Raw genomic sequence first — 8,354 nt, forward strand, 5'->3', positions numbered from 1 at the left:
CCGGGGCCGAACGCCACGGGGCCCACGATGTTGGCGTACCTGTCCGCACTGCCGGCGACGCCGGTGTGCAGCAGGCCAAACGTGGGCGCCATTAGCGCCACAGTGGCGCCCACGCCGGCTCCCACCGTGCCGGCCAGGTTGAGGCTGCCACTGCCGCTGGCAAGGACATTTCCGCTGCTCTCATAGATGTACGCCGTGTATGCCGCATGGGCACTGCCGGTGAGCAGCAGGGCCGCAGCTGCGGCCAGGGAATGCGGAGTCTTCATGCGGGGGCCTCCCGGGGGATGAGAGATGCACCGTGACTGTAGGCCAGCTGGCGTTGCGGGTGGGCGCTCGCCTGCGATCTCGCAGGGTCATCCGATCGGCGATGTAGGGGGTGCGCTACACCCAGATCCGGTACGCCCAGAATGCCTCGTGGCCGTAGATGCCCTCGTACAGCGCCTGCGGCGCGTAACCGGTGATGCGGCGCGTGACGCGGCACAGGTGCGACTGGTCCGAGAACCCGGCGCCCGCTGCCACGTCGGCCCATTTGACCGAGCCCTGCGCAGCGTCGGCCGCGATGGTGTCGAAGAACGCCTGCTCGGCTTTGCCAAAGCCCCGCAACTCCCGCAGGGGCAGCCCGGCCCAGCGCTTGATGCGCCGCTCCAGCTGGCGCAGGCTGCGGCCGGGCGCCGACAGGGCGGCCCGCTGCGCCAGGTGCGCAGCCCAGTCGCCGTAGCGCAGTGTGGGCAAGGGCTGCGGGGGGCGGCAGGCGTGCCAGCGGGGTTCCAGAAAGTCCTCCAGCTGCTGCAGGCGGGCCGCGTTGTCGGGCAGGCTCTGCACCACTTCGCACAGTGCCATCCAGTCGGGCGGCAACACGGATTGCGCGTCCACCATGCGGTCGGTCAGTGCGCCGGGGTCCACGCCGGTGAGCTGGTGCAGCGCGTCCGGCATGAACATCACCATCATCGCGTGTGTGGGCCCGGCGCAGTAGCTGGAGGTGGGGCGGGTCTGCGGGCCAGCCAGCACCCAGCGGCCGGGGTAGGCCTCGCGCGGGCTGTGCTCCGTGGGCATGGTGTCGGGGCGCTCGGCCACCAGGGCTTCGCTGCGGCCTTCAAACCACCAGCTCAGGCTGCACAGCGGTGACGCCGGAAAACGGTTGATGCGCTGTGCGTCGCTGAGCGTGTAGCCCACCGTGTTGCGCGCCATGGCGGCCCGCACGCAGGCCGACAGGCTGGCTCGCGGCAGCCACAGCTGGCCCGATGGGATGAGCGCTGCCGGATGGCGCGGGGACGGAGGGACCAGGGTTGCCATGCGGCAGGAGTGTAGGGCGTGGCGCGCACGCCCGAACCGCCGACGCCCGGCGACGTGCGCCCCTCCGGCTTGCACTGCGCGGCGCAGCTCAAGGCGGCCGCCGCAGACCGTTCACTTCTATTTGCACACAAAGCTGTCCGCGCTTTCCAGGTCCTGCGCGCCGGCAATCAAGGTCGCTTGCTGGGGGTAAGGGCACAGCGGGCGGGTGCGTTTCGCAGGCCAGTTGCGCAGGCGCACGTCGGGGTCCGCGGGGTTCACGCTGGCGATGATCTTGTCGGGCGCCTGGCCTTGCTCCACCCAGCGTTCCAGCGCGGCCAGCATGTTGAAGCGGTCCGTGGCGGGGCCGCCGCTGCAGTGGTTCATGCCCGGCACCAGGAAGAGGCGGGCGTAGGAGCCGGCATTCGCGTCGCTGCTGGCCAGGGCCTGGTACCACTCGACGGAGCGGTGTGCCGAGAAGACGGGATCGGCGGTGCCGTGGTACACGATGAGCTTGCCGGCGCGGCTCTTGAGGGCAGCGAGCTGGGGGTCCGGCGGGTTCATGAACTCCAGCGCGCTTTCTTTGAACACATTGGAGCGGCCGAAGATCTTGGGGGCGTCCGTGTCCATGCTGAACCGCAGCTGGTAGCCCAGGCCGGCGTCCGCGAGAGACGGTGCATCCGGCGGCGAGGTGAAGATGTAGCCCACGGCGCCCGCGCCGATCAGTGTATTGAACGGCAGCGGCGCAATCGGCGCGGCCTCCAGCTTCCAGAAGCGCCAGTTCTCGCCCGCCACGCCCGGGTCCCAGGGGAAGTTGGTGTAAAGGCTCTGGCCCACGCTGTTCTTGACGCCATCGAATACCTTTTGCAGGGCGTTCTTCTGCGCGGTCGGAAGGCAGTTGGAGGTCGCACCTCCCGTGCACGCCGGGACATCCCGCGCAAAGTCAAAGGCTGCCTGGCAGGCGGTCCGGTTCTGCACGATGCCGTCCTCGGCGCCGTCCAGGGCATCGCATTTCGCGAGGATGCGGCTGCCCACGAAATCCATGGTGGCCTGCGGGAATGCGTCCTTGGGCAGTTGGCCTGGCCCGGCCGCCTGCATGAACTGTTGCGTGTCCCAGATCTGCTGCACGGCCGCCTTGGGCAGGTCGTAGCCCGGATTGCCCGCCACCAGCCCGTCGAACTGGTCGGCAAACCGCGACGCCGCCACCATCGCCCCGCGGCCGCCGTTGGAGCAGCCCAGGAAGTACGAGCGCTCCGGCGCGCGGCCGTAGGCCAGTTTCACGATCTGCTTGGCCGCCGGGGTGACGCTGCCCACGGCGTTGTATCCGTAGTCGGACCGCGCCTGCGGGTCGAGCCCGAACGTCGCGTCGGCCTGGCCCGTGGCGTGCCCGCCATCGCTGCTCACCACCGCATAGCCCTGGCGCAGCGCGTTGCTGTCGGTGTTCCAGAGCTTGCCCAGGGCCGGGGCCAGCACGCCGTCCGTCCCTTCGCCGCCTTGGTACAGGAACTTGCCGTTCCAGGTTTTTGGCATGCGCACTTCGTAGCCGATGGCGTACGGTTTGCCGTCCATCCCCGTGCGCTCGTTGAGTGTGCCGGTGACCTTGCAGTGGGCCGGGTAGTTTTCAGTGGCGGAGCCGTCCGATTTCTCCGGAACAGACGTGGAGCTGCTCACCTTGATGCCCGGGAGCTTGAGGGTTTCCGTGGTGATCGATTCGCAGGCCACGGGCACGGCGCCGTCCCCGCTGCCGCCTCCGCAAGCCGCCAACAACGCGGCCACCGCGGCCGCGCCCGATGAACGGCGGGTGAAATGAATGTGGGTGTTCGCCATCAAATTTGTCTCCTCCTCGATCTCTTGCCGAGGCGGAAACGAATTTAGGGCGGCGGGTGGGCGCTGTCTTGGCGCTTCAGGCCACGTTTGCGCAATCAGGACATCGAAGTGCGTCGGCCACGAAACGCTGTGGGGGAGCACCCCGTGAACCGCCGAAACGTCCGCGACAGCTGGCTTTGGTCGGAAAAGCCCACCTGCTGGGCGACCTCTGCCAGGGGCATGCCTTGCGACACGAGAATCCGCGCGCGCTCCACCCGCTGGCGTAGGATGTACTGGTGCGGCGGCATGCCCATGGCTGCGCTGAACGCCCGGCTGAAGTGCCGCACGCTGACCCCTGCGTCCCGGGCCAGCTCGGCCAAGGCCAGCGGCGTGTCCAGGCGAGCCTCGATGCACTCCAGCACGCGCCGCCGGGCCGCCGGAGACAGGCTGCCCGGTGCCATGGCCTTGTTGCCATCCTCCTGTGGGCGAACATGCGCGAGCAATGCCGCGACCAGCAAGTCTCCCGCCATGGCGCCAGTGGGACTGCTCTCCAGAATGTCCATGCGCATCGCATCCATGAGCGATTCCGCGGAGCGGCCCAACGCGAGCGGCGTGCCTTGCAGCATGGCGCCAATGGTGTGCCAGGGCTTTTCCAGCACCGCTTCAACATGCGCAGGATGGACGAAAAGAAACTGCCTCGCTCCGCCGCCCGACCATTCAAACCGCTGTTCTTCGCCGGGTGCCCATACCCGCAGGCCGGGCAGTTCGGTACTCCAGGCGTGGTGGTGGGAGCCGGCCTTGCGGAACCGGAACGGGACCAGGGTCCGCTGAAAACAGAACAGCTGGTGCGCATGGTCCACCACACCTTCGCCTGCCGCGACCAGATCGGTAAAGAACGCGCCTTGCCACGGCGCGGCACTGCTGTCCGCAATGAATCGCGGCATCTGGGAGACGTTGAAGAGCCCGATGGGGCCCTGGATCCGGTCCATACCGAAAGTGGTTGAGCAGAGGGCGGGCCCATTATTGGAGGGGATGTGTCCATGCCCTGCTGGCGCTTTCCCTAGGGCTCCTCTGCACGCATCGCGCGGTAACTGTGCACAGCAGACCGCCCGAGTCTGCAGATGCACGCGGCGCGTTGTTTCGCGCCGAGTTCCCTGACGGCGGCGCGTGGGTTCACCGTGCGGCGCCCCTGAGAGACGATGTCGAATTCGTTCAATACCTGTGCGTTGTTGCATCGCACCATGCAGGCCATGAACCACGCCAGCAACACCGCGACGCCCTCGATCTCCGCTGCATCTGCCGCCCCCGCCCCCATGGCCACGGGCGCACGCCCCGCACCCGGCGGCCCGCCCAGCCGCTGGTGGGGGCTGCCCCTGCTGGCGGCCATGCGGGCCGACTACCTGGGCTTCGTCACGCGCCTGCAGCGCGAGCATGGCGACCTGACCCGCATGCGCCTGGGCAACGAAGACGCGTGGGATCTGCTGTCGCCCGACCTGGTGCGCGAAGCGCTCGTCGCCCATGCGGACCGGTTGATCCGCTGGGAGCGCGGCATCGCCGTGTTCGAGCAGGTATTTGGCCAGAGCGTGCTGGTGACCGAGGGCGACACCTGGCAGCGCCAGCGGCGCATGCTGATGCCTGCGTTCACCCCCAAGCGCGTGGCTGGCTACGCCGAACTGATGACCGACGCCGCCCGCAGCGCGCTCGATGCCGCCGTGCCCGCCGGGCAGGCCGAAGCCCTGGTGCCCATGGAAACGCTCTGGACCGACGTGGCCATGGATGTGATCCTGCGCACGCTGTTCAGCGAATCGGCCCAGGCCGATGCACGCGATGCCGCCTGGGCCACGCAGACGCTATCGGAAACCGCGTTCCGCGAGATGTTCCTGCTGTTCACGCTGCCCGACTGGCTGCCCCTGCCGGGCAAGGCCGCCAAGCGGCGCGCGATGAGGGCGCTCAAGGGGCTGGTGCAGCGCCACATCGACGCGCGCCGCCATGAGGAGCATGGGGCCGCGCCCCGCACCGACCTGCTGCACATGCTGCTGGCATTGCGCGACGAAGCTACCGGCGAGCCCCTGTCGTCCCAGGAAGTGTTCGACCAGTGCATGGTCACCTTCCAGGCGGGGCACGAGACCAGCGCCACCACACTGCTGTGGTGGAGCCGCCTGATGGCCGAACACCCCGAAGCCGCCCAGCGTGCGCAGGCCGAGGTGGACAGCGTGCTGCCTTCCGGCCAGGCGCCCGGCCCCGAGCACCTGACCCGGCTGCCATTTCTCACAGCCACCCTCAAAGAGGCACTGCGCCTGTACCCACCCATTGCCGCACTGATGACCCGCCGCACCACCGCGCCCATCACGCTTGGCGGCGTGGAGGTGCCCCAGGGCGCCATGCTGCGCATCACGCCCTGGGTGCTGCATCGGGACGAACGCTGGTTTGCGCAGCCAGACCGGTTTATGCCCGAACGTTTCCTGGACGACGCCCCGGCCATCCCCAAGGGCGCGTGGATTCCGTTTGGCCTGGGGCCGCGCGTATGCATCGGGCAGCATTTTGCGATGCTGGAGATGACGCTGCTGGCAGCGATGCTGCTGCAGCGGTACCGGTTGGGGTTGCCGGAGGGGGCGGTGGCGTGCGTGCCGAAGCTGCAGGTGACCTTGCGGCCAGGGGCGCCGGTGGCTCTGCGGTTGGTGCGGCGCTGAAGGGGCGGTCAATCGGCTGACGGCGCGCGCGACCGACGATGCAGCCCGTGGCCCGGGTCAGCCTCCGGGCGGTCACGGCAGTTCAGCGCTTCCCATCCGCGCCAGGATGGTGCGCGTGCGCCCCGCCAGATAGGCTGAGCCGGGCGTCTTCTCAAAACGCTTGGGTGCGGGCAGCATCACCGCCAGGCGGGCGGCCTCGGCCGTGCCGAGCTTGCTGGCGCTCTTGCGGAAGTAGTGCTGAGCGGCGGCCTCGGCACCGAACACGCCGTCGCCCCATTCCACACTGTTCAGATAGATCTCCAGAATGCGCTCCTTGCTCAGCAGCTGCTCCAGCAGCAGCGTGAGCACGAACTCCTGGCCCTTGCGCAGCAGCGTGCGTTCGCCCGAGAGCAGCAGGTTCTTGGCCAGCTGCTGCGTGATGGTGGAGCCTCCGCGGATCTTGGGAGCGCGCACGGGGCGTTCGGGCGCACGCGCCTGGGCCTTGCTGGCCAGGGCTTCGGCCTTGGCGTTGCGCTCCCAGGCCTTTTCGATGGCGTTCCAGTCCACGCCGTCGTGGCTCACAAACCCATCGTCTTCCGATGCGATCACGGCGCGCTTGAGGTGGTCGGAGATGCTGGCGTACGGTACCCATTGCTGGCGCCAGCGCACCCGCCCGGTGCTGGACAGCTGGGCCCAGGCCTCCGAGCGCTGGAAGCTGGTGGATTCCGGGTCGATGACCACCATGGCCGCAATGCGGACCGCAAAGAACAGCTGCAGCGCCACGAAGGCGATCACCACCAGTCCCAGCCAGCGCAGCACGGCTCTCATCGCGGTGTGTCCCCCCGTGTTTGGTGTTGTTGCTTGAATTGTCAGAGGGCCTGCTGCATTTCCTGCAGCACCTGGGCCGACGGCGGGCGCACGCCGCGCCACAGCAGGAAGGCTTCGGCCGCCTGCTCCACCAGCATGCCCAGCCCGTCGCGCGGCACCGCGCCGTGCTGGCGTGCCCAATCCAGAAAACCCTGCGCGGCGGGGCCGTACATCATGTCGTAGGCCAGGCAACCCGGGCGCAGCACGCTCGCGGGCACGGGCACCTCGGCACCGGCCAGGCTGCTGGCGGTGGCGTTGATGATCACATCAAAATTGGCCTCCAGCGCTTGCGGGGTAAGCGCAACCAGCTCTGATTTTTGTAGCGATGCCAACGCGGCATGCGACTGCACCAGCGCCTGGGCCTTGGCCAGCGTGCGGTTGGCCACGGTGATGTGGCGCGCCCCAGCCAGCAGCAGCGGGCCCAGCACGCCGGCAGCGGCGCCGCCTGCGCCCACCAGCAGCACGTCGCGACCGGCCAGCGGCACGTCCGCATTGCGCGTGATGTCGGCCACCAGGCCCAGGCCGTCGGTGTTGTCGGCATAGATGCTGCCGTCGGATGCGAAGCTCAGCACGTTGGCGGCGCCGGACAGGCGCACGCGGTCGCTGCAGGTCGTGGCGAGGGCCTGGGCCTCGAACTTGAAGGGCACGGTGATGTTGCACCCGCGCCCCCCCTCGGCCACGAAGTCGCGCACGCCCTGCGCAAAACCATCCAGCGCGATCAGGCGGCGCTCGTAGCGCAGGCGCTCGCCCGTGAGTTCGGCAAAGCGGGCGTGGATGGCGGGCGAGCGGCTGTGGCCTACGGGGTTGCCCATCACGCAGTACAGGTCGGGGGGGAGAGGCGAAGAGGTCATTCGAACAACAAGGGCTGCATGCAGTGGGCGGGTCGGACCGGGGCCGCCGCGGAACTGGCTTTGCCAGGCCGCTGGCGGCGTCCCCTTGGGGGAAGGCGCCGCAGGCGACTCAGGGGGGTTACCTCACACTGGTTTCGAGGGTCTGGTCGCGTGTGAACTTGAAGCGCGCCACCATGGCGATCTGGTCGGCTTTCTTGCGCATGTCGGGGCCGAACGCGCCAAAGGGGCCGGCTGCGCGGGCGATGGCCTCGGCCCGCCGGTCCAGGGTGCTGTTTCCGGAGCCCTGCACGACCTCGGTTTCGAGCACCCGGCCGTCGTGGTTGACGGTCACGATCATCGTCAGCTCGCCATACAGCTTCTTGCCGCCTTGTTCCGGGAAGTTCTCGGTGCCCTTGTCCTCCACCTTGCGGCGCAGGCTGTCGTAGTAGATGGCGTAGGCCTCCTCGCGCGTGGCGGGGCTGATGTAGCGCTTCTTGGGGCGCGAGTTTTCCTCGTTGATGCGTTTTTCGATTTCGGCCAGCAGCTTGACCAGCTGGCGGCGCTTTTCCTGCTCGTTGGCCTGTTCGGCGCTTTGGGCGGCCTGGCGCGGGTCCGGCACTGGCATCGTTGCCAGCTGCTTGCGCAGTTGGGCCAGCAGCTGCGCCTGCTGCTCCTGCATCGCGTCCATCTTGCGCTGCGCTTCCTCGAAGTCGTCACCCACGGTTGTCAGCGCGGTGTAGGGCAGCGGGCTGGTGGCGCGGCCTTTGTCGGCGTCGCCACCGCCGGCCAGACTGGCCTGGGCGATGGCCTGTGCCTTGTCGGGGCGTTCGTTGGACTTGGCGTTGACCAGGATGACTTCGAGCGGCGTGTCCTCGAACACGCGGTTGAAGCCCTCGGGGTCGATGAAGCGCAC

Annotated in this window: 8 protein-coding genes; 1 reads left to right on the forward strand and 7 read right to left on the reverse strand. The window is 68.6% G+C overall.

The features are described 5' to 3' along the window. The 4 genes from MRY84_RS05365 to MRY84_RS05380 form a co-directional block, all read right to left on the reverse strand. Positions 1-266 (reverse strand): hypothetical protein (locus MRY84_RS05365; protein ID WP_291504715.1); only part of this gene is annotated, 266 nt, incomplete at its 3' end. A 115-nt stretch (positions 267-381) separates the two neighbouring features. Then, entirely contained in the window at positions 382-1,293 is a 912-nt protein-coding gene (locus MRY84_RS05370; protein WP_291504716.1) for a helix-turn-helix domain-containing protein, read from the reverse strand. Between the two features lie 117 nt (positions 1,294-1,410). Continuing rightward, positions 1,411-3,096: a tannase/feruloyl esterase family alpha/beta hydrolase gene (locus MRY84_RS05375; protein ID WP_291504717.1), complete on the reverse strand. Its 1,686-nt coding sequence runs from the start codon at positions 3,094-3,096 to the stop codon at positions 1,411-1,413. Between the two features lie 95 nt (positions 3,097-3,191). Continuing rightward, positions 3,192-4,064 (reverse strand): AraC family transcriptional regulator, encoded by an 873-nt coding sequence (locus tag MRY84_RS05380; RefSeq protein WP_291504718.1) that lies wholly within the window; start codon positions 4,062-4,064, stop codon positions 3,192-3,194. 210 nt (positions 4,065-4,274) lie between these two features. Here MRY84_RS05380 and MRY84_RS05385 point away from each other — a divergent pair, with 210 nt between their 5' ends. Continuing rightward, positions 4,275-5,765, forward strand: a complete 1,491-nt coding sequence (locus MRY84_RS05385) for a cytochrome P450 (RefSeq protein WP_291504719.1) — start codon at positions 4,275-4,277, stop codon at positions 5,763-5,765. A 72-nt stretch (positions 5,766-5,837) separates the two neighbouring features. On the opposite strand, the gene mtgA is transcribed toward MRY84_RS05385, so the two are convergent. The 3 genes from mtgA to MRY84_RS05400 form a co-directional block, all read right to left on the reverse strand. Then, positions 5,838-6,572, reverse strand: coding sequence for a monofunctional biosynthetic peptidoglycan transglycosylase (gene mtgA / locus MRY84_RS05390; protein WP_291504720.1), 735 nt, complete (start codon positions 6,570-6,572; stop codon positions 5,838-5,840). A 41-nt stretch (positions 6,573-6,613) separates the two neighbouring features. Beyond that, positions 6,614-7,462 (reverse strand): shikimate dehydrogenase, encoded by an 849-nt coding sequence (gene aroE / locus MRY84_RS05395; RefSeq protein ID WP_291504721.1) that lies wholly within the window; start codon positions 7,460-7,462, stop codon positions 6,614-6,616. 118 nt (positions 7,463-7,580) lie between these two features. Further along, the coding region (locus tag MRY84_RS05400) for a TonB family protein (protein ID WP_291504722.1) at positions 7,581-8,354 on the reverse strand (774 nt) is incomplete at its 5' end.

The sequence above is a fragment of the Acidovorax sp. genome (assembly GCF_022763525.1).
Classification (GTDB): domain Bacteria; phylum Pseudomonadota; class Gammaproteobacteria; order Burkholderiales; family Burkholderiaceae_C; genus Acidovorax.

What these genes read in the sequence shown, in the direction of transcription:
- mtgA (WP_291504720.1), bottom strand. Translation starts at nt 6,572, where the DNA reads ATGAGAGCCGTGCTGCGCTGGCTGGGACTGGTGGTGATCGCCTTCGTG.
- MRY84_RS05385 (WP_291504719.1), top strand. Translation starts at nt 4,275, where the DNA reads ATGTCGAATTCGTTCAATACCTGTGCGTTGTTGCATCGCACCATGCAG.
- aroE (WP_291504721.1), bottom strand. Translation starts at nt 7,462, where the DNA reads ATGACCTCTTCGCCTCTCCCCCCCGACCTGTACTGCGTGATGGGCAAC.
- MRY84_RS05370 (WP_291504716.1), bottom strand. Translation starts at nt 1,293, where the DNA reads ATGGCAACCCTGGTCCCTCCGTCCCCGCGCCATCCGGCAGCGCTCATC.
- MRY84_RS05375 (WP_291504717.1), bottom strand. Translation starts at nt 3,096, where the DNA reads ATGGCGAACACCCACATTCATTTCACCCGCCGTTCATCGGGCGCGGCC.
- MRY84_RS05380 (WP_291504718.1), bottom strand. Translation starts at nt 4,064, where the DNA reads ATGGACCGGATCCAGGGCCCCATCGGGCTCTTCAACGTCTCCCAGATG.